26 protein-coding genes are annotated in these 24,397 nt (G+C 68.9%); 11 read left to right on the forward strand and 15 right to left on the reverse strand.

Going from position 1 to position 24,397, the window contains the following annotated elements; translation table 11 throughout:
- Positions 1–84: 84 nt before the first annotated feature.
- The 3 genes from AB0M48_RS12800 to AB0M48_RS12810 are packed head-to-tail and all read right to left on the reverse strand — an operon-like array spanning position 85 to position 3,341.
- On the reverse strand, positions 85–1,383 hold the full coding sequence (locus AB0M48_RS12800; RefSeq protein ID WP_363839989.1) for an MFS transporter: 1,299 nt from the start codon (positions 1,381–1,383) through the stop codon (positions 85–87).
- A 58-nt stretch (positions 1,384–1,441) separates the two neighbouring features.
- A complete protein-coding gene (locus AB0M48_RS12805) occupies positions 1,442–1,861 on the reverse strand; it encodes a MarR family transcriptional regulator (RefSeq protein WP_363841285.1) in 420 nt (139 codons plus the stop codon).
- Positions 1,862–1,907: 46 nt separating this feature from the next.
- Positions 1,908–3,341 carry an NCS2 family permease gene (locus AB0M48_RS12810; protein ID WP_363839992.1) on the reverse strand — a complete coding sequence of 478 codons (1,434 nt, stop codon included), beginning with the start codon at positions 3,339–3,341 and terminating at the stop codon, positions 1,908–1,910.
- Positions 3,342–3,357: 16 nt separating this feature from the next.
- On the opposite strand from AB0M48_RS12810, the gene AB0M48_RS12815 reads away from it, so the two are divergent.
- On the forward strand, positions 3,358–3,621 hold the full coding sequence (locus tag AB0M48_RS12815; RefSeq protein ID WP_319985137.1) for a DUF2530 domain-containing protein: 264 nt from the start codon (positions 3,358–3,360) through the stop codon (positions 3,619–3,621).
- A gap of 6 nt (positions 3,622–3,627) precedes the next feature.
- A complete protein-coding gene (locus AB0M48_RS12820) occupies positions 3,628–4,392 on the forward strand; it encodes an ABC transporter permease (protein WP_363839996.1) in 765 nt (254 codons plus the stop codon).
- Positions 4,393–4,523: 131 nt separating this feature from the next.
- On the opposite strand, the gene AB0M48_RS12825 is transcribed toward AB0M48_RS12820, so the two are convergent.
- Positions 4,524–5,144 (reverse strand): superoxide dismutase, encoded by a 621-nt coding sequence (locus AB0M48_RS12825; protein WP_363839999.1) that lies wholly within the window; start codon positions 5,142–5,144, stop codon positions 4,524–4,526.
- Positions 5,145–5,229: 85 nt separating this feature from the next.
- Between AB0M48_RS12825 and AB0M48_RS12830 the strand changes: the two genes are divergently transcribed.
- From AB0M48_RS12830 to AB0M48_RS12845, 4 genes are all read left to right on the forward strand, one after another.
- The gene (locus AB0M48_RS12830; RefSeq protein WP_363840002.1) at positions 5,230–6,873 is read left to right on the forward strand and encodes an ABC-F family ATP-binding cassette domain-containing protein; all 1,644 of its coding nucleotides are present in this window, start codon (positions 5,230–5,232) and stop codon (positions 6,871–6,873) included.
- 5 nt (positions 6,874–6,878) lie between these two features.
- Positions 6,879–7,289 carry a hypothetical protein gene (locus AB0M48_RS12835; protein ID WP_030480709.1) on the forward strand — a complete coding sequence of 137 codons (411 nt, stop codon included), beginning with the start codon at positions 6,879–6,881 and terminating at the stop codon, positions 7,287–7,289.
- Positions 7,290–7,486: 197 nt separating this feature from the next.
- Positions 7,487–8,740, forward strand: a complete 1,254-nt coding sequence (locus AB0M48_RS12840; RefSeq protein WP_363840007.1) for a penicillin-binding transpeptidase domain-containing protein — start codon at positions 7,487–7,489, stop codon at positions 8,738–8,740.
- Between the two features lie 57 nt (positions 8,741–8,797).
- A complete protein-coding gene (locus tag AB0M48_RS12845; RefSeq protein WP_363840010.1) occupies positions 8,798–9,763 on the forward strand; it encodes a hypothetical protein in 966 nt (321 codons plus the stop codon).
- 6 nt (positions 9,764–9,769) lie between these two features.
- Here the strand turns inward: AB0M48_RS12845 and AB0M48_RS12850 are convergent, their stop codons facing one another.
- On the reverse strand, positions 9,770–11,266 hold the full coding sequence (locus AB0M48_RS12850; protein WP_363840013.1) for a glutamate--cysteine ligase: 1,497 nt from the start codon (positions 11,264–11,266) through the stop codon (positions 9,770–9,772).
- Positions 11,267–11,475: 209 nt separating this feature from the next.
- On the opposite strand from AB0M48_RS12850, the gene AB0M48_RS12855 reads away from it, so the two are divergent.
- Positions 11,476–12,267, forward strand: a complete 792-nt coding sequence (locus AB0M48_RS12855) for an RNA methyltransferase (RefSeq protein WP_363840016.1) — start codon at positions 11,476–11,478, stop codon at positions 12,265–12,267.
- Between the two features lie 8 nt (positions 12,268–12,275).
- On the opposite strand, the gene AB0M48_RS12860 is transcribed toward AB0M48_RS12855, so the two are convergent.
- From AB0M48_RS12860 to AB0M48_RS12870, 3 genes are all read right to left on the reverse strand, one after another.
- Positions 12,276–12,875: a DUF2537 domain-containing protein gene (locus AB0M48_RS12860; RefSeq protein WP_363840019.1), complete on the reverse strand. Its 600-nt coding sequence runs from the start codon at positions 12,873–12,875 to the stop codon at positions 12,276–12,278.
- A 708-nt stretch (positions 12,876–13,583) separates the two neighbouring features.
- Positions 13,584–15,425 carry an ABC transporter ATP-binding protein gene (locus AB0M48_RS12865; protein ID WP_363840022.1) on the reverse strand — a complete coding sequence of 614 codons (1,842 nt, stop codon included), beginning with the start codon at positions 15,423–15,425 and terminating at the stop codon, positions 13,584–13,586.
- Positions 15,422–17,119 (reverse strand): ABC transporter ATP-binding protein, encoded by a 1,698-nt coding sequence (locus AB0M48_RS12870; RefSeq protein WP_363840025.1) that lies wholly within the window; start codon positions 17,117–17,119, stop codon positions 15,422–15,424. The genes AB0M48_RS12865 and AB0M48_RS12870 overlap by 4 nt, the downstream gene beginning before the upstream one ends.
- A 199-nt stretch (positions 17,120–17,318) precedes the next feature.
- Between AB0M48_RS12870 and AB0M48_RS12875 the strand changes: the two genes are divergently transcribed.
- Complete coding sequence (locus AB0M48_RS12875) at positions 17,319–17,543, forward strand: hypothetical protein (protein ID WP_363840028.1); 225 nt, start codon at positions 17,319–17,321, stop codon at positions 17,541–17,543.
- Here AB0M48_RS12875 and AB0M48_RS12880 read toward each other — a convergent pair.
- The 7 genes from AB0M48_RS12880 to AB0M48_RS12910 form a co-directional block, all read right to left on the reverse strand.
- Positions 17,533–17,952 carry a hypothetical protein gene (locus AB0M48_RS12880; protein ID WP_363840031.1) on the reverse strand — a complete coding sequence of 140 codons (420 nt, stop codon included), beginning with the start codon at positions 17,950–17,952 and terminating at the stop codon, positions 17,533–17,535. The two genes, AB0M48_RS12875 and AB0M48_RS12880, sit on opposite strands and share 11 nt — an antisense overlap.
- On the reverse strand, positions 17,918–18,322 hold the full coding sequence (locus AB0M48_RS12885; protein WP_363840034.1) for a hypothetical protein: 405 nt from the start codon (positions 18,320–18,322) through the stop codon (positions 17,918–17,920). The genes AB0M48_RS12880 and AB0M48_RS12885 overlap by 35 nt, the downstream gene beginning before the upstream one ends.
- A gap of 11 nt (positions 18,323–18,333) precedes the next feature.
- Positions 18,334–18,822, reverse strand: a complete 489-nt coding sequence (locus AB0M48_RS12890) for a hypothetical protein (RefSeq protein WP_363840037.1) — start codon at positions 18,820–18,822, stop codon at positions 18,334–18,336.
- A gap of 42 nt (positions 18,823–18,864) precedes the next feature.
- Positions 18,865–19,230, reverse strand: coding sequence for a hypothetical protein (locus AB0M48_RS12895; RefSeq protein ID WP_143086697.1), 366 nt, complete (start codon positions 19,228–19,230; stop codon positions 18,865–18,867).
- Between the two features lie 16 nt (positions 19,231–19,246).
- Complete coding sequence (gene sepH, locus AB0M48_RS12900) at positions 19,247–20,188, reverse strand: septation protein SepH (RefSeq protein ID WP_363840041.1); 942 nt, start codon at positions 20,186–20,188, stop codon at positions 19,247–19,249.
- A gap of 101 nt (positions 20,189–20,289) precedes the next feature.
- Positions 20,290–21,429, reverse strand: a complete 1,140-nt coding sequence (locus AB0M48_RS12905; protein WP_363840044.1) for an ATP-binding protein — start codon at positions 21,427–21,429, stop codon at positions 20,290–20,292.
- Positions 21,426–22,085 (reverse strand): response regulator transcription factor, encoded by a 660-nt coding sequence (locus AB0M48_RS12910; RefSeq protein WP_363840047.1) that lies wholly within the window; start codon positions 22,083–22,085, stop codon positions 21,426–21,428. The genes AB0M48_RS12905 and AB0M48_RS12910 overlap by 4 nt, the downstream gene beginning before the upstream one ends.
- An 89-nt stretch (positions 22,086–22,174) precedes the next feature.
- Here AB0M48_RS12910 and AB0M48_RS12915 point away from each other — a divergent pair, with 89 nt between their 5' ends.
- The 3 genes from AB0M48_RS12915 to AB0M48_RS12925 are packed head-to-tail and all read left to right on the forward strand — an operon-like array spanning position 22,175 to position 24,371.
- The gene (locus tag AB0M48_RS12915) at positions 22,175–22,675 is read left to right on the forward strand and encodes a hypothetical protein (RefSeq protein ID WP_363840050.1); all 501 of its coding nucleotides are present in this window, start codon (positions 22,175–22,177) and stop codon (positions 22,673–22,675) included.
- Between the two features lie 8 nt (positions 22,676–22,683).
- Positions 22,684–23,724 carry a peptidoglycan-binding domain-containing protein gene (locus AB0M48_RS12920; protein WP_363840053.1) on the forward strand — a complete coding sequence of 347 codons (1,041 nt, stop codon included), beginning with the start codon at positions 22,684–22,686 and terminating at the stop codon, positions 23,722–23,724.
- Complete coding sequence (locus AB0M48_RS12925; protein WP_363840056.1) at positions 23,721–24,371, forward strand: ABC transporter ATP-binding protein; 651 nt, start codon at positions 23,721–23,723, stop codon at positions 24,369–24,371. Before AB0M48_RS12920 ends, AB0M48_RS12925 begins: the two co-directional genes overlap by 4 nt.
- Positions 24,372–24,397: the final 26 nt, after the last annotated feature.

The raw sequence follows: 24,397 nt of genomic DNA on the forward strand, positions 1-24,397 counted from the left end.
GTGCCGCACCTGGTCCACATGTCGTCGGATGTCAACTCGACGAAAGCGTGTCGAGTTGACACCCCTACTCACATGCAGCAAGAGCTATGGCGCGACTCGTGATGGGACCCCACCGCTCTTGCCTTCTGGTGAGGACGGCTCGCCTTCGGCATCGCGGTTCGGCGTGTGTTTCCTTCTTTTGAGTCTTGGCTTGGCTATGTCGCCGCGCTTGATCAGGATGATCCATGCGGTGATCGTCACCAGGGTTGAGACTGCTCCGCCGATGATGATCGGGGCTCTGCCGTTGATCTCGCCCAGCCAACCCATCAGTGGGCCGCCCACTGGGTTTCCGCCCAGGAAGACCAGCATGTAGATGCCCATCACGCGGCCGCGCATCTCTGGTTCCACCGCTAGCTGGATGGTGGCGTTGGCTGTGGTGTTGAAGGTCATCATCGCTACGCCCACCGGGATCATCATCAAGCCCGTCAGGAGCATTGTGGGCATCATGCCCGAGATGATTTCCAGGATGCCGAAGATGACGCCTGAGCCGATGAAGACGGTCATCTTCGGGGTTTTTCGTTTGGCTGCCAGGGTTGCGCCCGCGAGGGTGCCTACGGCTATGAGGGTGGAGAGCAGGCCGTAGGCGTCTGCGTCGCCGCCGAAGACGTTGCGGGCCATGATCGCCAGCGTCATGTAGAAGTTCATGCCGAAGGTGGCGATGAAGAAGACGAGGAGCATGACCGTCATGAGGTCTGGGCGGCTCTTCACGTAGCGGAGGCCGGAGAGCAGTTGGCCCTTTTCTCGTGGGAGAGGGTCTGAGCGCTGCAGTTGGGTCGTTCGCATCAGCCAGATGCCGCCCACTACGCCGACGAAGCTGATGGCGTTCGCCAGGAAGACCCAGCCCGTGCCTATCGCCACGATCGTCACGCCTGCGATGGCCGGGCCGATGATGCGGGCCAGGTTGAACATCATCGAGTTGATCGCCACGGCGTTGGTCAGCTGGTCTCGGCCGACCATCTCTACGACGAAAGACTGGCGTACTGGGGTTTCTACTGCTGAGAATGCGCCTAGTAGCAGGCAGAGCAGGTAGACGTGCCAGAGTTCGACCACTCCGGTCACGTCGAGGATGCCCAGGGCCAGGGCGCAGATGCCCAGTGCTGATTCCAGCCAGAGCAGGAGTTTGCGCTTGTCCATGCGGTCGGCCAGGACGCCGCCCCACATGGAGAGCAGCAGGACCGGGAGGAACTGGAGCGAGGCGGCTATGCCGAGGGCCATGGGGGAGCCGTTCGACAGTTCCAGGACCAGCCAGTCCTGGGCTACCCGCTGCATCCAGACGCCGACCAGCGAGATGATCTGGCCGGAGGCGTAGAGGCGATAGTTGTATATGCCTAACGAACCGAACATTCCGGTACGACGAGGTGGCGAACTGTCTGCTCCACCACCCGCGTAACCCGACACGTTCTTACCGACCCGCCATCCTGTCGATGATTTCGGCGGCCTGGGCGAGCAGCTCCCGTTCCTCCGGGTCCAGCTCGGCCAGCCTCTTGTCCAGCCACGCCTCGCGGGCCGTGATCTCGTCCCGCAGGTACGTCAAGCCTTCGCTCGTCAGCTCGACGATGGCTTGACGGCCGTCGGTGGGGTGCGGGCTTCGCGTTGCGAAGCCGAACTCCTCCAGGGCGGCGATCACGCGCGTCATCGACGGCGGCTGCACGCCTTCCTTGGCCGCTAGTTCGCCCGGGGTCAGCGGTCCGCACTTGTGCAGTGTGGAGAGTGCGGACACCTGGGTGAGCGACACCGACGAGTTGGTGCGCTGCGCGCGCAGGCGGCGGTTCAGGCGCACGACGGCAAGCCTCAGCCTGCTCGCCAGTCCGTGCTGATCTATCGCCACGTAGTTAGCATACCTCACGAAATAGTTTCCTGCCGAAAGGTCAGGTCAGCACGGCCTGGATCGGTGCCAACGAGAAGTAGACGACGAAAGCGCCCGCCACGATCCACATCAACGGGTGAATTCCGCGCGCCTTGCCCGTCATGGCCTTGAGCAGGACGTAGCTGACGAAGCCCGCGCCGATGCCGTTCGCGATCGAGTAGGTGAACGGCATGACGACGATCGTGAGGAACGCGGGGAGCGCGATGGTGAAGTCGCTGAAGTCGATTTCGCGGATCTGCATCATCATCAGCGCGCCGACGATCACCAGTGCGGGAGCGGCGGCCTCGATCGGGACGACCTCGTAGAGCGGCGTGAAGAACATCGCCAGGAGGAACAGGACGCCGGTCACGACGTTCGCGAGGCCCGTCCTGGCGCCCTCCGCGATGCCGGACGCCGACTCGATGTAGACGGTGTTCGACGAGCTGGACGCGGCACCGCCGGCCACGGCGCCGAGGCCGTCGACGAACAGGGCCTTGCTGACGTTCGGCAGCTGGCCGTCCTTGTCGATCAGGCCGCCTTCCTTGCCCAGGCCGGTCATCGTGCCGACGGTGTCGAAGAAGTCGGTCAGGACGAGGGTGAAGACGATCAGCGCGGCGGCCAGTGCCGGGATCCTGGTCCAGGCGCCGAACGACACGTCACCGAGCAGGCTGAGGTCCGGAATGCCGAAGACCTGGTCGGGCAGGGCGGGGTAGCCGAGGTTCCAGCCCTTGGCGTTCACGCCGGCGGACGGGCCCGCCTTGACGATCGCCTCCAGGACGATCGCGAAGATCGCCGTGGCGACGATGCCGATGAGGATCGCGCCCTTGATCCTGCGGGCGAACAGCACACCCGTGAGGACCAGGCCCACGACGAAGACGAGGGTCGGCCAGCTCGCGATCGACCCGTTGATGCCGAGGCCGACGGGCACCGTGGTGTTGGCGGCGTCCGGGAGCCGGCGGACGAAGCCTGCGTCGACCAGGCCGATGAAGGTGATGAACAGGCCGATGCCGACCGCGATCGCGGCTTTGAGCTCGTTCGGCACGGCGTTGAACACCGCGGTCCGCACGCCCGTGACGACCAGCAGCAGGACGACGAGGCCGTTGACGAGGATGAGACCCATCGCCTCGGGCCAGGTGACCTTCGCGGCGACGGAGACCGCCACGAAGGAGTTGATGCCCAGACCTGTGGCCAGCGCGAACGGGTAGTTGGCGATGAGTCCGAAGAGGATGGTCATCACGCCGGCGACCAGCGCCGTCACCGCGGCCACCTGACCGACCGGCAGGATGTTGCCGAGCACGTCGGGGTGCGCTCCGGGACCGGTCGGCGCGAAGCTGCCGATGATCAGCGGGTTCAGCACGACGATGTACGCCATCGTGAAGAAGGTCACGACACCGCCGCGCACCTCGCGCGCCACGGTCGACCCGCGCTCGGAAATCTTGAAGAACCCGTCCAGCATCTGCTCTCCTTACGATGTGTCCGAACGCGACTCCGCCCCACACCCGCCTTCGTTGCCGCACAGGCTGGCAGATCCCGTGCCGGTGGTGCTGGGTGGTACCGCGCTGTGGTTCCTCGGTTTTTTCGTCGTCCTGCTCGTCGATCGATCGAACAGCACTCTCATCTGGACGACCCTGTCCGGAAGCTTGCTCGGGATCATCGGGTACGGAGTGTTCTACTGGCAACGCCGGGCCGCGAGGCGAGGGTCACGCGGGGCCCAGCAGGGCCTGGACGACGTGTAGCCGCGCGTGGTCCTGGTCGCCGACTGGGTTCGGCTGCTGATCGTCTGCGTCCTCTTCGCAGCCGCCGCCGGTGCCGTCGTGCGCCTCACCGGTCTCACCGCCGTGCGCCCGTTCTTCACGGCGTCCGCCCGTGCGGTGCTCCAGCTCGCGGCCGTGTCGGCCGTGATCACGTTCGTCCTGACCCACCTCGGGCTCACGTGGGCGTTCCTCGTCGTGATGGCCACCGTGGCCACCGCCACCTCGGCGCGCCGCACCGAGACCGGGCGCAAGGGCGTCTGGGTGGCGCTCGCGATCCTCGTGGGCACCGTTCCGGCGCTCGGTCTGCTGCTCGCCATCGGCCTGCTCCCGGTCAGGGGCATCGCGCTGATCCCGGTGGGCGGCATCCTGATCGGCGGTGCGATGACCGCCACCACGCTGTCGGCGCGCAGGGCCCTCGACACCTTCAGGGACCGCCACGGCGAGTACGAGGCGGCCCGCGCACTGGGTTTCGGCGAGCGCGTCGCGGTCCGCCTCATCGTCCGGCAGCCGGCCGCGGAGGCGTTGATCCCGGCTCTCGACCAGACCAGGACGGTCGGCCTCGTCACCCTTCCGGGTGCTTTTGTCGGGATGCTGCTGGGCGGTGCGCCGGTCTGGCAGGCCGGCGCCCTCCAGATCGTGGTGCTCCTGGCCCTGCTGGCGGTCGAGGCCGCCGCCGTGGCGACCGTGGTCGAACTGGTCGCGCGGGGGCTGATCAGGAGGACTTCCCAAGACAGCCAAGTTAGGCTAACCTAAGTCTCGTCGCTTCGTGGTGGGAGCGGCAGTCAGTTCGGGAACGGACGAGGCCCCCCTCTGGGCAGAGGGGGGCCTCGTCGTGTCCGGCAGCAGGGGCTTGTCGGAGCGTCCACTGCCGAAGCTTCAGCGGGTCAGAGCCGCAGGCCGTTCTGGCCGGCACGCGCCGCCTCGAAGCGAGCGCTGACGTCGTCCCAGTTGACGACGTTCCACAGCGCCGAGATGTAGTCGGCCTTCAGGTTGCGGTACTGCAGGTAGTACGCGTGCTCCCAGATGTCGAACGCGAGCAGCGGCGTGGTCGCGATCGACAGGTTCGAGTGGTGGTCCTTGAGCTGCAGCGTGACCAGCTTCTGGCCGATCGGCTCCCACGCGAGGATGCCCCAGCCGGAGCCCTGGATCGACGACGCGGCGGCGTTGAGCTGGCCGCGGAACTTGTCGAACGAGCCGAAGTGCTCGTCGATCGCGGCCGCGAGCTCGCCGACCGGCTTGTCGCCGCCGTGAGGTGAGAGGTTCTTCCACCACACCTGGTGCAGCGCGTGGCCCGCCAGGTGGAACGCCAGCGTGGTCTCGAGGCCGACGATGGAGCCGAAGGACTCCTTGTCGCGGGCTTCCTCGATCTGCTCCAGCGTGTCGTTCGCGCCCTTCACGTAGGCCGCGTGGTGCTTGCCGTGGTGCAGCTCGTTGATCTCGCCGATGATCGCCGGCTCGAGGTCGCCGTAGTCGTAGTCGAGATCCGGCAGCACGTACTGGCCCATGACGTCTCCTGCACTCTGTTGGTACTTGCAACTTACTGGCAACAAGGTCGAGTAAACCAGTTGCGGGAGCCCGTACCGTCGAAGCGTGTCCGTGCTGACAGCCAGGAACATTTCGCTGTCGTTCGGTCCGAGGACCGTGATCTCGGAGGTTGATTTCGATGTTTCGCCTGGTGACCGCGTCGGCCTGATCGCGCCCAACGGCGTCGGCAAGTCCACGTTGCTCCGTCTGCTCTCCGGTGAGCTGGCTCCGGAATCCGGGTCCGTCTCGCGCACCGGGACGGTCGCGCACCTGACGCAGGAGACCCTCCACGTTGCTGGAGAGTCGTTGCGCGACCACCTCGCCCGCCGCACCGGCGTCGCGCAGGCCGAGCAGTGGCTGCAGCGGGAGGCCGAAGCACTCGCGGACGGCGGCGGTGAGCGCTACTCCGACGCGTTCGACCACTGGACCGCCATCGGTGCCGGTGACTTCGGCGAACGCGCTGACGTCGTCTGCGAACGCCTCGGGCTGCGGGCCGACCTGCTCGACGGCCGGGAGCCGGACGAGTTGTCCGGTGGGCAGCAGGCGCGGCTCAGGCTCGCGGCGGTCCTCCTCACGCGCGCCGACGTGCTGCTGCTCGACGAGCCGACGAACGACCTCGACGCCGCCGGGCTCGATCTGCTGGAGTCCCACGTTCGCGGCTACCAGGGCGCGATCGTGCTGGTGAGCCACGACCGGGAGTTCCTCGCGCGCACCACGACCGCGATCGCCGAACTGGACGAGTTCTCGCACGAGCTCACCGTGTTCGGTGGCGGCTGGGACGCCTACGTCGAGGAGAAGGCGAACGCGGAACGCCGGGCGCACGAGGAGTACGAGGCGTACGAGTCCAAGCGCGACTCGCTGACGCAGCGCAGCCGGCAGGTGCGGGAGTGGTCGCGCAAGGGCGTGCGCCGGGCGACGGGTGCCAAGGCGCAGAACGACGAACCGGACCGCAACGTCAGGGCCGCCCGCAAACGCGGCGCGGAGGGCCTGACCGCCAAAGCGTCCGTTGTGGACCGTCAGCTCGCGAGGATGGAGGAGGTCGAGGAACCACGTGAGGCGTGGCAGCTCCGGCTCACCCTGCCGTCGGCGGGACGCGGTAGCTCGGTCGCGTTCACCTTGCGCCAGGCCGTGGTCAGCCGTGGCGACGTGACGCTCGGCCCGATCGACCTCACGATCGGCGCGGGTGAGCGGTGGCGGATCACCGGGCCCAACGGCTCCGGCAAGTCGACGTTGCTCGGCGCGTTGCTCGGCCGCATTCCGCTCACACGGGGAGATCGCTCGATCGGTCCGGGTGTCGTCGTCGGCGAGGTCGACCAGTTGCGGGCCGAGTTCGCGAGCGAGCAGACCGCGTTGCGGATCGTGGCGGACACGACCGGGCTGCCGGACGTCGAGGTGCGCACGCTGCTCGCGAAGTTCCGGCTCGGTGCCGACGCCGTGCTGCGGCCGGCGCGGGAGCTCTCGCCGGGCGAACGCACCCGCGCCGGTCTGGCCCTGCTGCAGGCTCGCGGCACGACCTGTTTGGTCCTGGACGAACCCACGAACCACCTCGACCTGCCGGCCATCGAACAGCTGGAACAGGCGCTCGAAAGCTACGAGGGAACGTTGTTGCTGGTCACGCACGATCGGCGGCTCGCATCGGCCGTGCGGGTGGATCACGAGATCAACGTCCGCGACCTTCTCACGTTTCCTCGTGTGAAGGGTGGAAGATAGGACACATGACCACCGAGGAGGACTGGCCGGTCGAACAGACCTGGTCGATGCGCAACACCCACTGGCACGCCTATGTGGAGCACACTTCGCTCGACCACGCCTCTCCTCGGCAGGTTCGGCTGGAACGCACCCCAGAGGAAGTGCTGACGTCGCCGGCCGAGGTCGCCGCGTGGCTGGAGGTCAACCTCCGCAGCGCAACGAGGCCCGAGGAGACAGGCAAGAAACGGGTGAAGGACGAACGCGACTTCACCGACTCCAACCGCGTGCACGCCTCACTGGCCTCACGTGGCGAATCGATCTACACCGGCGTGAAGGGCGAGCTGACGCTGGCGGTCGAGGCCGTGACGCCCGACGAGTGCCGGACTTCCCATGACGGTGCGGACGTCGCACCGCTGAAGGCGGGCCGCCGCCGCTAGTGGCGTGACACAGAACGTTGGCGGCGTATCCGCGCTCAGCAGGATCCGTCGCGGCACCTCCCCCACGCCCCCGTACAACCAGTACGCGGACGTGGGGGAGGCACCACGTCACACCCGTCTGACCACGAATACACCGGCAACGTTCTGAGCCACGCCACTAGATTGCTCCCCGGAGATCACGCTCTGGGGGGATGTTCGTGAGGGGTTTGTCGCGCGTCTTCGGCGCGCTCGTGCTGGTCGGTGCCGTTGTCGCGGTGGTGGTGTGGCAACGGCCGGAGGTGACACCTCCGGCTTCGGCGGTGCTGAAAGACGTTGTGGTGCAGTACGCGGACGGGTCGCCGCTGTGGAGCAGCGCGGACGGCGGCCCTAAGTCCCCGCTCGTCGCCCAGGTCCTGGACGAGGTGCGCCTTCAAGGGTCTCTCGATCTCGACGGGCTCCGGCGCAGCGGTGCGACCGTGGTGACGACGATCGACCGGAAGGCGCAGGCCGCCGGGACCGCCGCGATCGACGCGGTCGCGCCGGGCCAGCCGCAGTCGCTGCGGTACGCGCTGACGGCCGTCGATCCGGCCACGGGCGGCGTGCTGGCGTACGTGCCGAGCGCGCGGGGTGCACAGAGCTCCCAAGGCCCGGACGCGACCGACTACGCGGGCGGTGTGCTCCGGCAGCCGGGAGCGGCGATCTTCCCGGTCACCGTCGTCGCCGCGCTGCAGCAGGGGCAGTCGCTGGACGGGGTGTTCGACGGCAGGTCGCCGCGCACCCTCGGGGGTGTCCAGGTCAGGGACGAGGTGGCCTGCGGTGAACGTTGCACCCTGCGTGACGCGCTCGCCAAGTCCAGCAACGTCGTCCTGTACGACCTGATCGTCAACCAGATCGGGACGGAGCAGGTGCGCACCGCCGGACTTCAGGCGGGCGTGCCGAAGACCGTCGTCCTCGACGGCGAGGAGCACGAGCTGCTCACCGGTGTGGACGGCGGCGTCCCCAACGCGGGCATCGGCATCGGCGTGGACGACGCGGCGATGCGCCCGCTCGACCTCGCGACGGTGTACGCGACGTTCGCGGCGGGAGGTGTGCGCCACCGGACGCACTTCGTCTCCGAGGTCTCGTCCGAGGACGGCAGCCCGCTGTACCAGGCGGCGCAGAGCCCGGAGGCCGCCTTCGACCAGGACGTGGCGCGGAGCAGGGAGATCGCCTCTCAGGTGACGACCGTGCTCAGGGACAGCACGCGCTGTCCCGGGGCGGTGTGCCGCGACGCGGCGTACGAGTTCCCGGCCGGCGACGTGCGGGGGCTGCACACCCACGCCTGGACGGCCGGGTACACGGACCGGATGGCGATCACCGTGCTGGTCACGGGGGAGGACCCGGCGCAACCGGCGAGTGTCGCGAGCGGCCGGCCCGTCGGGCAGGCCGGTCTGCCCAACGCGATCTGGCAGGAGTTCAGGAAGCAGGCCTGAGGCTGGACGGCACCGCTACATTCGGTTCCCTGGGGGAGTGTCACGCTGGGGGATTCGATGAAGCGGTTCCTGCCCGCTCTGGGCGCGCTGGTCCTGGTCACGGCGGTCATAGGTGCGGTGGTGTGGCAACGGCCTGACGCGTCGCCGGAAGCCATCGCCTCCGGTGACGTCGTGCTGCAACACGCGGACGGTTCGCTGCTCTGGCGTTCCGGTCAGCCGGAAACGCCGCTGGTGGGGCAGGTGCTGCGCGAGCTCGTGGCGATCGGGACACCGCTCGACCGGCTCCGCGACGCGGGCGGTGCGCTGGTGGTCACGACGATCGACTCGAAGGCGCAGACCGGTGCGACGGAGGTGGTCCGTCAGCTGGCGTCCGGGCGCCCGGCGTCGATCACGGCGGTCGACCCGTCGAGCGGCGGCGTGCGGGCGTACGTGCCGGGCACGGACCCCGCCGTGGACTACGCGGGCGGCGTGGTGCGGGAGGCCGGTGGGGCGACGCGGCCGTTCGGGTCGGTGGCACTCATGCGCGCGGCCGGGGTGCCCGAGAGCGCGGAGGTCGGGGGCCGCAGGACGGAGCTGCTCGCCACCGGCGCGGCGCTGCTGAGGCCGCTCGACGTCGCGACCGCCTACGCGACCATCGGAGCCGACGGCGTGCACCACGACACGCACTTCGTCACCCACGTCACCGAGGCCGCCGGCAAGACGCTGTACCGGGCGGCGACCTCGGGCAGGCCCGCACTGGGCCTGGATCCCGGGCGCAGCAAGGAGTTCGCGGCGCGGGTCAACGAGGAGCTGCGGGCGGATCCGCTGTGCGGCACCTTCCCGGAGGCGGCGTGCCTGCCCGTCGAGGTGAAGGACGGGGACGTGGTCCGGCACGCCTGGATGATCGGCTACACCCCGCGGTTGTCGATCGTGGTGTTCGTGGGCGGGGAATCCCGCGTCGAGGTGCAGGGCAGGCCCGTCACGGGGACGGGCCTGCCCAACGACATGTTGCGGTCGTTCCAGGAGAAGCTGACCACGTGGTGACCCCGGCTAACCGACGTGCCACGTGTGCACGGGCTCGCCCGCGTGCATCAGCTCCATGTACCGCTTGAGCATGCCGGACAGCGCCGCGTCCCTCGACATGCCGCGTTCTTCCAGCAGTGCAACGGTTTCCCGCTGCCACGACGAACCCGTGCGCCGCGCGAGGCAGCGCTGCTCGATCACGCCGAGGTAGCGCTCGCGGGCCTCGTCGGAGACACCGCAGTCGCGCAGGCCCTCGTGCGCCATCGGCAGGAGCCGGCGCAGCACGAGCTCGTCCGGCGGGATCCAGCCGATGCCCGGCCAGTACAGCTGGGCGTGCATGCCGTGCCTCGCGCCGGTGTAGAGGTTCTCCTCGGCCGCCTGGAACGACATCTGCGTCCACAGTGGACGTTCCTGCGAGGTGAGCGCGCGCTGGGCGCCGTAGAAGAAGGCGGCGTTGGCCATCGTGTCGAGCACCGTGGGGCCCGCGGGCAGGACCCGGTTCTCGACGCGCAGGTGCGGCACACCGTCGACGACGTCGTAGACCGGGCGGTTCCAGCGCCAGATCGTGCCGTTGTGCAGGCGGAGCTCGGAAAGACGAGGTGCGCCACCGGCTTCCAGGACCTCCAACGGGTCCTCGTCGTCGGTTTCGGGCAGCAGGCTGGGGAAGTAGCGCACGTTCTCCTCGAACAGGTCGAAGATGGACGTGATCCACCGTTCACCGAACCACACGCGCGGACGGACGCCCTGGTTCTTCAGCTCGTCCGGACGGGTGTCGGTGGCCTGCTGGAACAACGGGATCCGCGTCTCGTGCCAGAGCGCCTTGCCCAGCAGGAAGGCCGAGTTCGCGGCGATGGCGACCTGGACCCCGGCCAGGCACTGCGCGGCGTTCCAGTGCGCGGCGAAGTGCGTCGGCTCGACCTGGAGGTGCAGCTGCACCGAGGTGCACGCGGCCTCCGGCAGGATCGAGTCCGCGTAGCTGAGCAGCTTCTCCGGGCCCTTGCCCGGCATCGCCGGGCCCTCCATGTGCAGCACCATCTCCTCGCCGCGGGCCTTGAAGATGGTGTCGTTGAGCAGCGCGTACCGCGGTGCCTCGGAGAGCCACTTGCGGTCGAAGTGCCGCTCCCGCAACGTGGGCAGCAGGCCGATCATGGCGAGGTTGGCGCCCGCGTCGTTGGCCTTGGAGTCCGCGTTGTCGAGCGACTGCCGCAGTTCCTCTTCCAGGCCAAGCATTTCGCCCCCGGCGAGTTCGCGCGGGGGGACGTTGATCTCCAGGTTCTGCTGTCCGAGCTCCAGGGTGTAGGAGGGATCGTCGATCTTCTCGAGGACCTCCGAGTTCGCCATCGCCGGCCGCATCGCGTCGTCGACGAGGTTCAGCTCGATCTCGAGCCCCATCTGGCGACGGGGAAAGGAGAACGTGTCTTCGGCCAGCATCGTGGCCAGTGCGTCGAGACTCCGCTGCATCTTCTCCCGATAACGCTGGCGGTCGTCTCTGGTGAAAGTGCGGCTGGACACTTCACTTCCCATGCCGCTACCCCTTCGCTCGGCGCCGGTGGGCGCGGGCCAGGCGGAACGCCAAAAGTGACACAGCGCAATCCCCCTTTACATCGCCCAAAACGGTGCTCTCTGTCACGTGGAGGTAACAACCAGCGATCATCCGCTGGTCGGGCGTGTGCGGTTCCGCCCTCCGGACTACCTGGCCTGTTCCACGCGGGACCGGATGCGAAACTTCCGGCGTGGCTGACGTGATCGAGATCTACGACCCGGCTGATGCCCGGCTGGACGACTTCCGCGACCTGTCGACGGCCGATCGCAGGCCAGACCGGCCGGGAGGACGGGGTCTCGTCATCGCCGAAGGCGTCGTGGTCGTGGAACGTCTGCTGGCGTCGCCGTACCCGGTGCGCGGGCTGCTCGGAGTGCGGCGCAGGATCGAGGCGCTCAACCTTTCTGACCTGGACGTTCCCGCTTACGTGACGTCAGCAGAGGTTATGGCGTCGGTCGTCGGTTTCCACTTGAACCGGGGTGTACTGGCGGCGGCCGACCGCGCTCCCGCGGTGTCGTTCGACGAGCTGGTCTCGGGTGCCCAGCGCCTCGCCGTGCTCGAAGGCGTGGGCGACCACGAGAACCTCGGATCGATCTTCCGCAACGCCGCGGCACTGGGCGTGGACGGCGTCGTTCTGGGCCCGGGCTGCAGCGATCCGCTGTACCGGCGCAGCGTGCGGGTCTCGATGGGGCACGTGCTGCGCGTGCCGTTCGCTACCACGGATCAGTGGCCCGCGGCGCTGAACCTGTTGCGGCAAGAGGGTTATACAGTTGCCGCGCTGACGCCCCGCCCGTCCGCCCTGCATCTTGCGGACGCGGGTCTGCGCGGCCGTCGCGTGGCGGTCCTGCTCGGCTCGGAGGGACCGGGCCTCACCGACGAGGCCATCGACGCCGCGGACCTGGCCGTGCGCATCCCGATGTCGTCGGGCGTGGACTCGCTGAACGTGGCCACCGCGGGCGCGGTGGCGTTCTACGCCCTGCTCTAGAACCTTTTTCAGAGCAAGGTCAGGATCAGGGCGAGCCAGGCGACGAGCACCCCGGTGACGACGCCGTACGCGACCCAGCGCCACACCGGCACGCTGCGCCCCAGCCAGACACTGGGTGCCAGACCGCCGACCACCAGCACGTTCGCGACCAGAGCGAGCCACCGGCTGGTCTCACCCAGACCCAGCGACAGCGACACCACGGTCACCGTGACGATCGCGGCCGTGATGACGCTGACCGTGAGCCCGGTGCCCCACGGCGTCGGCTCAGGCTCGGCCTCGGCTTCGGTGACGACCGGGACCTCGACCGGCGCCTCGGGTGCGTCGACGGTGAGCAGGGCGCCGCTGACCGGGTCGGTGTAGCTGACGGGGGAGTTCATGACCGCGGCGAGCCTGCCCGCGAGCTGCTTGCCTCTGCGTGCGACCAGCGCGCTGGCCACGCCGTCGGCCGGCGTCTCGGTGCGCACGACCGCGTCGGCGACCTTGGCCCACTCGTGCAGCGCCTCGGCGAGATCGGCGCCGAGGGGCAGGCTGTGCGGGTCGACCTCGCGCTCACCGGAATCGTCTTCTCCGGCGAGCACGGCACGGCCGTCCCGGACTCGCAACTCCACAGAGCCCTCCTTGGTCTGGCTTTCCGGCAGAACCTATCGGACGGGGAGGGCGGGGAGAACGGATGAGGGCTTTGGCGGTGTGGGTGGTGTGGAGCGGGGGTGGCAGTGGGCGGGTCGGGCTCGCGGGCGTTGGTCGGGTTCCAGCGGGGTGGTCGCCTGCCGTGCGGGCGGTCGCCTTGCGTCGGTGGGTGGGTTGGCACTGCGCGGGTCGGCTTGCGTTGGCCTGTCGCGTTCCAGCGGGGTGGGTCGCCAATGCGCTCGGGTCGCCTTGGGAGGGTGGCTGGGCGGGCAGTACCGGGCCGGTGCCGGTCATCGCCGCTTCGCGACGATAGCGATTGGGGCTTGACCTTGAGCCTCTGGCGGGATGCTTAGACGGCCGGAAAAGGCCGGGCTGAAAAGCGCCCGGCCGTGCCCGTGAGGGGAGCATCCCGCCCCCTCAAGGTCAAGCCCCAACCGCAGTGCGGTGGTCGCTTCATGACCGCTTGACCAGCAGACCAAGGTTCACACGCCTCGGCTTCGCCATTGCTGTGGGCGGGAGGGTGGCTCGGCTCCGCCATTGCCCTGCGCGCTGGGCGGGACGCCTCAGCTCCGCCGTTGCGTTGAGCGGAAGGGTGGTTTGGCTCCGCCGTGCGCCTACCGGCTCACCCAGGCGAGTCGTGAGGTCGCGTTCGCGCCAGATCCCCATTGGCGCGAACGCGACCTTCAGGCCTACGCGAGCGAGTCGCGCCAGGCCGTGTGCAGGGCGGCGAACCGGCCCCGCTCACCGATCAGCTCCTCGGGGGAGCCGTCTTCCACCACAATGCCACCATCGAGCACCAGGACGCGGTCCGCGATCAGGACCGTCGACAGGCGGTGGGCGATGATGAACGCCGTCCGGTCCGCGAGCACTGTTTCCAGGGCGGCCTGCACGGCGCGTTCGGTGGGCACGTCCAAGGACGATGTCGCCTCATCCAGGACCAGCACCGCCGGATCTGCGAGGAACGCGCGGGCGAAGGCCACCATCTGGCGCTGTCCTGCGGACAGGCGGCCGCCTCGTTTGCGGACGTCCGTGTCGTAGCCGTCCGGGAGGGCGGCGATGAACTCGTGCGCGCCCACCTCGGCCGCTGCGGCCTCGATCTCCGCCCGTGATGCTGACGGGCGGCCCAGGGCGATGTTGTCCGCCACCGAGCCGGAGAACAGGAAGTTCTCCTGCGTCACCATCACCACGGCCCGGCGCAGGTCCGTGTCCGTCACCGAGCGCAGGTCCGTGCCGTCGAGCTGCACGGAACCCGCCGACGGGTCGTAGAAGCGGGCGACGAGCTTCGCCACCGTGGTCTTGCCGGCGCCGGTCGCGCCGACCAGGGCCACGGTCTGGCCCGCCGGCACGTCCAGCGAGAAGCGCGGCAGGACCTGCCGGGACGTGCCGGGGTACTGGAACTCCACGTCGGCGAACCGGACGGCGCCCCTGGCGTGGGGCATGGCCACCGGCGAGGACGGTTCCGGCACGGACGGCCGCTCCTCCAGGACGCCCGAGATCTTCTCCAGGGCGGCGGTGGCGGAGGAGTACGAGTTCGCGAACATCGCCAGCTCGTCGAACGGGTCGTAGAAGCGGCGCAGGTACAGCATGAACGCGGCCAGCACGCCCAGTTCGATGGCGCCGTCCGCCACCCGGTAGGCGCCCCAGGCGAGGACGACGGCCAGCGACACGTTGCCGATCGCGCGGATCGTCGAGACGAACGTGGCCATCACGCCCAGCGCGTCGGTGTTCGCGTCGCGGAACTGGCCGTTGAAGCCCGCCATGATCTGCTCGTTGCGGGGCTGGCGCCGGAACGCCTGCACCGCGCGGATGCCGTTCATGGACTCCACGAACTGCACGATGATCTTGGCGATCGCGCCGCGCGTGCCCCGGTACGCCTCCATCGAACGCCGGCGGAACCAGCGCCAGAGGAAGTACAGCGGCACGAAGCCCGCGATCACGACCGACGCCAGCGGGGTGTCGAGCCAGATCAGGATGACCGCGATGCCCACCACCGACAGCGCGGCGTTGAACAGGCTGTCCAGGCCCTCTTCCAGCAGGTCCTGCAACGCGTCGACGTCGCTGGTAAGCCGGGAGATGACCTTGCCGGACGTGTACGACTCGTGGAAGCCGACCGACAGGCCCTGCGAGTGCCGGAAGATCCGGCCGCGCAGGTCCAGCAGCAGGTCCTGGCCCACCCGGCCGGAGATCCGCAGGAACGCCCAGCGCAGGAACGTCATCAGCAGCGCGCAGACCCCGTAGCCCACCACGCACCAGATCAGGATCGCCGCATCGCCGCCCACCGCCGAGGGGATGCCCCGGTCGATGGCGGCGGCGATCAGCAGCGGGCCCGCGAGCGCCGCCAGGTTGCCGCTGACGACCGCGGCGATCGCCAGCGACGTGCGGGCGATGTGCGGGCGCAGCAACGAACCCAGCAGCCTGCGCGAGCGGGCCTGCAGGCGCAGACCCGTCGAGTAGGAGATCTCGTCGATCTCCTCGGCGGCGACGCCGCGCCACTCTTCTTCAGCCGCAACGGGTGCGACGACTTCACTCACGACGCCACCTCCTCTTCGACCAGTTCATCGTCCATGCTGGACAGAAGACGTTTGTATTCGTCGTTGGTGTCCAACAACTCCCGGTGTGAGCCGATCGCCTCGATCTTGCCGTCGACCAGCAACGCGACGCGGTCGGCCAGCTGCACGGTCGACGACCGGTGCGCCACGACCAACGCCGTCGTCTCGCTCAGCACGCGCCGCAGCGCGCCCTCCACCTCGGCCTCGGTGTGCACGTCCAACGCGGACAGCGGGTCGTCCAGCACCAGCACCGCCGGCTTGCCGACGACCGCGCGGGCCAGCGCCAGCCGCTGCCGCTGACCACCGGACAGCGACAGGCCCTGCTCACCGATCCGGGTCGCGAGACCCCACGGCAGGGCGTCCACGAACTCCTCCGCCTTGGCCACCCGCAACGCCTCGCGCACCTGGGCCTCCGTGACGTCCGGCAGGCCCAGGCCGACGTTCTCGGTCACCGACGCGGAGAACAGCACCGGTTCCTCGAACGCCGTGCCGACGACGGTCCGCAGGTCCTCCAGCGAGAGGTCCCGCACGTCGGTGCCGTCGATGGTGATCCGGCCGCCCGTCACGTCCGCGAGCCGCGGCACCAGCGCGGTCAGCGTCGTCTTGCCCGACCCCGTCGCACCGACCAGCGCCACCGTCTCACCGGGACGCAGGTCGAGGTCGACGCCCGACAGCACCTCGCGGCCGTCGTCGAACGCGAACCGCACGCCCTCGAAACGAACGTGCCCGCGCAGCGGCGTGGGCAGCGGCGCGGGCGAGGCGGGGCCGGTGATCGCGACGGGGGAGTCGATGACCTCCCAGTAGCGTTCCAGCGCCGAGGCGGTCTGGTTCGTCTCCGCCAGCAACCAGCCGATGGAGTCGATCGGCCAGCGCAGGTAAGCGCTCACCGCGACCGCCGCGACCAGCGTGCCGACCGTCATCCAGCCCTGCACGATGCCGACCGCGCCGACGGCGAGCATGCCCCCGATCGACAGCTCCGGCAGCACGATCAGCACCGACCACAGCGCGGCCAGGATCGAGATCTTGTTCAGCTCGGTCGTGCGCAGTTCACGGGCCTGCGCCAGGAACCGCTTCGACAGCTCCGGCCCGCGGCCGAACGCCTTGAGCACCCGGATGCCGAGCACCGACTCCTCGACCGTCGTCGTCAGGTCGCCCGACTGGTCCTGCGCCCTGCGCGCCACCACCTTGAACTTCGCCTCGAAGAAGTACGAGATGACGATCAACGGCAGCGCGCCGCACAGCGACACGATCAGCAGCCACGGCGAGAGCGCCGCGATGATGCCCAGCCCGATCAGCACGACCACGCTGTTCACGATCAGGAAGACGATCGCGAACGCCACGAACCGCCGCACGGTCGTGAGGTCGTTCGTCGCACGCGACAGCAACTGGCCCGACTGCCACCGGTCGTGGAACGACACCGGCAGCCGCTGCAGGTGCTGGTACAGGTCGAACCGCATCCGCGCCTCGACCTCGGCCGCCGGCCGGGCGACGATCTTGCGCCGGATGTAGAACAGCGCCGCCTCGCCGATGCCGAGCACCAAGATGCCCAGGATCAGCCACGGCAACGGTCCGGTCTGCTTGTTCTGAATCGGACCGTCGACGATGCGCTGCGTCAGCAGCGGGATGCCCAGACCGCACAGCATCGCGAGCATCGTCGCCGACAGCACGACAGTCATTCGTGCGCGGTGAGGCCGCACGTACGGCCACAACCTCCGCAAGGTCCTGATTGTCGAGTTACGTTGATCGCTCACGCGACGGGCCCCCTCCAGGTCGTCTCCAAAGTACGAAGTCCGACCGACACTCGGCATCCGGTTTTTCGCCCCACCGGAGCCTGCTGGCTCGACTTAGGTCGAGGTCAAGGGCACGATGGCCACCATGACGCGGTTTCTGCGAACCGAGCAGACGATGGCGTTTCCACACGGACGGCTCATCGCCTCACGCGACGGAGTGAACTTCGTCCTGGCTCCGGACGGCTGGGACCGGCTCGCCGGCGCACGCCCCAGACACGCCGTGGTCGTCTCCCGCGAGGACGCGGAGGACTGGTGCGAACGAGAGGGCTGGGACCTGCACCTGCTCGACGAGGTGCCGGCTACCTCTTGAAGGTGAACAGGCCGACCAGCCCGTAGGCGACGGCCGCGAGCAACGCCTCGGCGTGGTGCCTGTTGGTGAACCACCCGAGGACGGGTTCGTGCACCTTGAAGTAGAGCCCGACGCCCAGCACGATCGGCCCGAGCAGGATGATCGGCCACACCGGCCGCACCCCGAAGATCCGCAGGACCGGCCCGGCCAGCACCAGCGACGACACGAGTGCGAGCGGCAGCCCGATCAGCACGAGCAGCAGGAACGTCGACATCGACGTGCTGTCGAGCCACGACTTCAGGAAGCCCGACTCGTACGCCCACGTCCACCCGAGCACCAGCCCGGCCCCGACGACCATCGACAGCACGACCCGGAAGAGGAGCCGGCGTCCAGTCCTACCCGTCTTGCCCGCTGTGCTCTGCTCGGTCACGCCGCCCACGGTAACCAGCGGTCGCCGCCGAGGCCAAGGCGTACCCGATTGCTCCCGAGACCGGGACCACGGCGAGAAAGGCGCGCGACTCGAGGTAGGCCGTCACCAGGGCGAGGACGTACGCCATCACCACCGCGCACATCGTCCCCGCGAACACCGTCGGCCAAGCGGGCCGGAACCGCGCCAGCCGGAGCAGCCCCCACGCCACGACCGCCCAGAAGACCACCAGCGCCGGGACCGCGAGGAGCAGGACGTAGGCGGTGCACGCCATCGGTGCCCCGTCGCACGGCAGGTCGGAGGCCAACGGAAACGAGAAGTTCCACCCGGCCCCGCAGACCGCCCCCACCACTGCCGCTGTGACCGTTCTCATGCCGCCGATCATTACGGTACGCGGTGTGTCCCACCAGGGGCTGAACGGCTCGGCGCGGCGCCTGCCGAGGCGAACGCGATGTCGGCCACCAGGGGCTTGACCGCTCGCCCCACCGCCAACGCGGCCACCGCACAGGCCACACACGGCACGACCACCGCCGCGACCACGAGGAACCGGCGACCGTCCTCCTGGTACATGTCGAGGTAGGTGGCCTTGAACCACACGACCGCCACGATCAGCACGGCCCACAGGACGCTGCCGGTGCTGGTCGCGAGCCACTCGCGTTCCTGCCGGGCCACCCGGAACCCCGCCCAGATCAGGACACCCGCGACGACCATCCAGAGCGCGAAGACCGGCGGGTAGAACACGGGAAGCGGGACGCCGCAGCCGGTGCGGCCTGGCCGGAGGTAGCAGTACCGGTTGAACCCCTCGAGGGTCAGCGCGAATCCGGCCCCGGCCAGGACGCCGGCGCCCGCCCCCACAACAGCCCGCAGCAACATGCGCCAAGAGCTACCGGATCAGAGCCGGCCGAAGGCCGATCTTCACGAACCCTCTACAGCACCTTCACGACGCGCACCCGTGAGCACGGCGATCAACGCGTACAGCGCGGCGAACACCGCGAAGGCCAGGAAAGTCATCCCCAGCAACAACACCATCGCGACCACGGCCATGAGGGTCGCGGGCACGGCGACCAGCCATGCCCGCGACACGCTCAACGCACGCAGTGCGAAACCACCCACGACCGCTCCGAGCACCGCGAACACCGGTGCGGCGATCACGAATGCCTGGAGGCAGCCCCAGTCGTCCTTCGAGCAGACAGCGCCCGAGGCGAGGAGCTCGAACATTCCCCACCAGGCCAGCCCGAGGAGCGCACCCACTCCGGCAGCCAGCGCGACACGACGTCCCATGGCGGCAGCGTCTCACTCAGCGGTTCGACCGCACGCCCAGTAAAACGTCCTCCCACGAAGGAACGATGGGATGGTTCTTCTTCCCTCGCTTCGGGGGAGGGTCCTTGCGGACCGGCTTCTCCGCGGCGGGTTCCTGCTCCTTCTTCACCGGCGGTGCAGGCGGGGCGGGAGCGGGCTCCGGCTCGGGCAGCTTCTCCTGGACCGGCTTCTCGGCCACGGCCGGAGCCGCCACCGGAGCCGCCACGGGGGCGGACGCCTGAGCCGGGACCGGCAGTGGCTCCTCGTCGATGGAGATCGGCGGGAGGACCGGAGTCGCCTCCAGCGCCTGCCGCGCGAGCTGCGTCACCGGACGCACCGTGCGCAGCGTCCGGTTCGGGTTCGGGTCCATCAGGTCGACGGCGGCGTCGTCGAGCGCCGTGACCGTGCCGCCCTGCGCACCGGGGTGGAACGCCCAGTGCGCGCGGTTGTCCGAGCGACCGGTCTTCCAGTGCAGCTGCACGATCCAGCGGCCGTCGTCGCCCTTCCACGAGTCCCAGCTGGTGTCGGACAGGTCGTGTCCGCGCAGGCCGAACGAGTGCGCGACGACCTCGCCGAGCGTCTGCACATCCGGGCCGTCCTCACGGACCGGGTGCGCGCGCTGGGCCATGTCGGCCGTGCGCGAACGCTCCAGCAGAACGGGGTAGGCGAAGCGCTCGATGCGGTGCGCCGGCATCCCGGAGGCGGCCGCGACCTGCTCGATCGACTCGCCGGAACGGATGCGGGCCTGGATCTCCCGGGGCCGCATCTGGGCCTCGCCGGACTCGATCTGCATCTGGCCGAGGCGCGCCAGATCACCGCGCAGGGCCGCCCGAAGGCGCTCGTCCGCGGGGAGCGTGAAGCGCTCGCCGCGGTTTTCGGGGTCCTCGAGGATGACGGACTTGCCGTCCTCGTCGAGCCCGATGACTCGCAGCGCTCGCATCGTGGCCTCCCTGAATTCGCACCTCGCCAGCAGACAACGTTAGGACAACGAGTCGCCGATGAGTGGGAGACTCGCCGATATCTCTACGTGATCTTGCCAGTTCACGAGGGTTGCCGCACTCCCGTTTCCGGAAGGTTCACCTGGACCACGAGGCCTCCTCCTCCGTTCGGACGAGCTTTCGCCGCGCCCTGGTGCGCCCTCGCCACGGACTGCACGATCGACAGTCCGAGGCCCGATCCGGCGGTCCCGGTGCGGTCGCGGAGCCGGCGGAACGGCTCGAACAATCCGGGTACTGCCTGGGCAGGCACGGTGGGACCGGTGTTGGTGACGACCAGTTCCCGATCAAGCTCGACCGAGACCGAACCGCCCGGCTTGTTGTAGAGCACCGCGTTGCGCAACAGGTTGCCGACGAGCTGGGCCAGTAAGACGGGATCGCCGTCGACCAGATACCTGCGAGTCCGAACCGCAAACGTGACTTTTTTCTCCGAAGCCAGAGCCGCGCAGGACTCGATTTCGTCGTCGATCACCTCGTCCAGCCACACCAGCTCACGCGTGGCGAGGCCGCGGTCACTGCGAGCGAGCAGCAACAGCCCGTCGATGAGCTTCTCGCTTCGTTCGTTCGTGTCGAGCAGATGCGCTCCGAGACGGCGCATGTCGTCGTTCGCGTCCGGCGCCGCCAGCGCCACTTCGATCAACGTCCGCTGCACGGCCAGCGGCGTGCGCAGCTCGTGCGAGGCGTTCGCGACGAACCGCTTCTGGCTGTCGAACGACGACGCGAGCCGATCGAGCATCCCGTCGAAGGTGTCCGCGAGCTCCTTCAGCTCGTCCGGCGGCCCGTCCAGCTCGATGCGCTGGTCCAGGCGTTCGGCCTCCAGCCGGTGCGCGGTCGAGGTGATCGAGTGCAACGGCGCCAGCACCCGTCCGGCCACCACCCAGCCGAGCCAGACGGCGAGCACGGCGGCGAACAGCAGAGCGACGATCGACTGCCACAGGACCGTCCTCATCGTGTCCGCCGCGAAGTCGGCGCCGCTGACCACGAGGGTGTCGGCGGGCAGCACCCCGGCCTCGACCGAGGCGACACCGGGGTAGAACTGCGAGTCGGGCGGCAGGGCGCGGGCGACCGCCCTGCCCTCCAGCGGCATCCAGTCGGCGAGCAGCCAGTAGTTGAGCCCGACCAGCGCGATGCCTGCGATCAGGAACACCCCCGCGTACCAGGCCGTCAGCCTGGTCCGCAGCGTCATGAGCCGAACCGGTAGCCGGCGCCAGGCACGGTCTGGATGACCTGCGGCGCGCCCAGCTTGCGGCGCAGCGTCATCACCGCCACCCGCACGGCGTTGGTGAACGGGTCCGCGTGCTCGTCCCAGGCCTTCTCCAGCAGTTCCTCGGGACTCACCACGTTGCCCTCCGCCCGCATCAGCACCTCCAGCACGGCGAACTCCTTCGGCGAGAGCGGCAGGAACTTCCCCTCGCGCATCGCCTGGTGCCGCGGCAGGTCCAGCGTCACCCCCGCCCGCATCAGCACCGGCGGCAAGGCCGGACGAGCCCGCCGGCCCAGCGCCTGCACGCGGGCCACGAGCTCGGCGAACGCGAACGGCTTCGTCAGGTAGTCGTCGGCGCCGAGCCCGAGCCCGGCCACCCGATCGTCCACTTCGGCCGCCGCCGTCAGCATCAGCACCCGTGCCTCACCGCCGGTCGCGTGCACCGCCTTGCACACCTCGTCACCGTGGACGAGGGGAAGATCGCGGTCGAGCACCACGACGTCGTACGCGTGCACCCCCACCCGTTCCAACGCCGCCTCACCGTCGTAACAGACGTCGACCGCCATCGAGAACCTGCGCAACCCCTCGGCGATCGTGTCCGCGAGCAGCTGTTCGTCCTCGACCACCAGCACACGCATGACACCTATTTTCCGCGCAACGGGCATAAGCGCCGGATAAGGCCTTTCGCTTAACGCCGCCGAATGACGTCCTCCGTAGACCTGTTCCCATGAAATCCACCATCGCAGTGTTGCTGGGCCTGCTCCTGGCGCTCACCGCCTGCGGGTCGAAAGAGCAGCCGGACGCGGCGCAGCAGGACAAGAAGGGCGACATGGTCAAGTTCGCCCAGTGCATGCGCCAGAACGGCATCGACATGCCGGACCCGAAGCAGGGCGACAACGGCGGCGTGATGATCGAGGCCATGCCCGGTGACGGCGGCGACGCCGGACCTCCCGACATGGAGAAGATGAACGCCGCCCACGAGGCCTGCAAGGAGCACCTGCCCAACGGAGGCGACTTCAAGCCGCCGTCGCCGGAGGACCAGGACAAGATGCGCCAGCAGGCGAAGTGCATGCGCGACAAGGGACACGACTGGCCAGACCCGAAGTTCGAGGGTGGCGGCACGGCCGAGGTCAGGGAGTTCCCGGACATGGACGACGACAAGGTCAAGCAGGACATGAAGGACTGCGGCCTCGGCGAGGGCATGGTCGCGGCGAGGCCTGTCGGATGAAGCGCCAGGTGAACAGGAAGATCCTCATCGCCGCGCTCGTCGCCGCGGTGGTGCTCGGCACCGGTGGGGTCGTGGTGCTCACGAGAGTCGCGTCCAACCAGGCCAACGCCACGCCGTTGCAGAACGACCCGTCGAAGACCACCGAGGTCAAGACGACGAACCTGGCCGACCAGCAGTCGGTGACCGGCCAGCTCGGCTTCGGCGCGGAACGGGCACTGGCCAGCCGCAAAGGTGGCACCATCACCGGGCTGCCGAAGCAGGGCGATGTCATCGACCAGGGCAAACCGGTGTTCTGGTCGGACGCCAAGCCGGTGCCGCTGTTCTACGGAACGATGCCGCTCTACCGCGATCTCGAAGCGGGCATGTCGAACGGACCCGACGTCAAGGTGGTGGAGGAGAACCTCGCCGCACTCGGGTTCTCCGACTTCGGCGCCCCCGACGAGAAGTTCACCTCGTACACGGCCTCCGCGCTGAAGAAGTGGCAGAAGGCCAACGGCCTGGAGCAGAACGGGAAGCTCGGCGCCGGTGACGTGGTAGTCCAGCCCGGAGCGATCCGCGTCTCGTCCCTGACCGCTCAGCTCGGCGCACCCGCCGGCGGCGACTTCATGAAGGTCACCGGCACCGAACGCGCGGTGACCGTCGAACTCGAGCAGTCCAAGCAACGCCTCGCCAAGCAGGGCGAGAAGGTCGAGCTGTCGATCACCGGCGGCAAGCCCACCACCGGCACGATCACCGGCATCACCCGCACCGCGGGCGACCCGAACCAGGGCCAGAAGTCGAAGATCGTGCTGACGATCTCCGTCGACGACCCCAAAGCGGCCGAAGGCCTCGACACCGCCAACGTCACGGCGCTGTTCACCGTGTCGAAGAAGCAGAACGTGCTCGCGGTCCCGATCGGCGCACTCCTCGCGTTGAACGAGGGCGGCTACGGCGTCGTCACCGACGACGGCAAGACCATCCCGGTCACCGTCGGCATCTTCGCCAAGGGCCAGGTCGAGGTGCAGGGAGAGGGCCTGCGCGAGGGCATGAGGGTGGTGACCACCGAGTGATCACCGTCGACCACGCGAGCCGGACGTATCCCGGTGGTGTGCAGGCGTTGCGCGACGTCTCCCTGACCGTCGGGGGCGGGGAGATGCTCGCGATCGTGGGACCGTCCGGCTCGGGGAAGTCGACGCTGCTGCACCTGATGGGCACGCTCGACAAGCCGACGGCGGGCAAGGTCGAGATCGACGGCAACGACGTCTCCACCTTGTCGGACAACGCCTTGTCAGCGTTGCGGGCGCGCACGATCGGGTTCGTGTTCCAGCAGTTCTTCCTCACCGACGGACTGTCCGCGATCGAGAACGTGGCCTCCGGCCTCGTCTACGCCGGCGTGCCGCGGTCGAAGAGGCGCTCCATGGCGATGTCCGCTTTGGACAGAGTCGGACTGATCCACCGCGCTTTGCACAAGCCGCACGAGCTGTCCGGTGGTGAACGCCAGCGGGTCGCGATCGCGCGGGCCGTGGTGAACACCCCGGGGATCCTGCTGGCCGACGAGCCGACCGGGAACCTGGACACGCAGAACGGTGCCGGGGTGCTGGAGTTGCTGGAGAGCCTCAACTCCGACGGCACGACGATCGTGCTGATCACGCACGACCGGGACATCGCGGCCTGGGCACCGCGCCGCGTCGAGGTCCGCGACGGGGTGATCGTGTGATCGACCTGCTGCGCCTCGGCTTCTTC

It is taken from the genome of Lentzea sp. NPDC051208 (genome assembly GCF_040682435.1).
GTDB lineage: Bacteria > Actinomycetota > Actinomycetes > Mycobacteriales > Pseudonocardiaceae > Lentzea > Lentzea kristufekii.